The organism is Sphingobacterium sp. InxBP1, assembly GCF_026191775.1.
Classification (GTDB): Bacteria; Bacteroidota; Bacteroidia; order Sphingobacteriales; family Sphingobacteriaceae; genus Sphingobacterium; species Sphingobacterium thalpophilum.
Map to the genome: position 1 here is coordinate 1 of NZ_JAINDX010000007.1, position 709 is coordinate 709.

Below are 709 nucleotides of genomic sequence, written 5' to 3' on the forward strand. Positions count from 1 at the left end.
GAGATCTGCTGACCAGTACACGTGTACATACGCCGAAGACCGGGACAGCGACGACCATTGTGACCAATCATTTATATGATCATGTGGGCAGGCTGGTGGAGACCAAAAAACAGCTTAATAATCTTGCGGAAGTGTCTCAGAGCAGGCTGTCGTACAATGAGATCGGGCAGCTCAAGCAGAAGAACCTGCACAATACCGGCAGCACTGCTGTGCAGGAAATTCTTTACAGTTATAATGAGCGGGGCTGGTTGAAGTCGGTCAACAATCCGGCCGCTGTAAGTGTCAGGCGTGTTTTCGGGATGGAGCTGAGCTATGGGGACAAGGCGGACAGCTACAATGGCAATATCGGCAGTATGAAATGGAATACCCTGGTCCCCTCCACAATGACCATGCAGCCTGTTCAGACCTATACGTATTATTATGACAAGCTCAACCGGCTGAAACGGGGAGTATATATCAATGCCGCGTCGAGCTCACCTGCGAATAAAGCAGGCCATTATGATGAGGAACTGGCGTATGATGTGATGGGTAATATCGATTCACTGCGCAGGCGTAACGGTACGGGCAACGGCTGGTACAATAATTTTAAATACACGTATTCGGGCAACCAGCTGACCAAAGTCACTGATGCGGGTACGGCGGCGAGGACCAACACGTTCAGCTATGATGCCAATGGCAACGGAATCACAAATTCACGTCTGGGGATTAG

General features: G+C 50.2%; 1 pseudogene. It reads left to right on the forward strand.

What is annotated here, in order from left to right:
- A pseudogene (locus K7A41_RS00035) lies at window positions 1–709 on the forward strand (hypothetical protein); the annotation flags it as partial.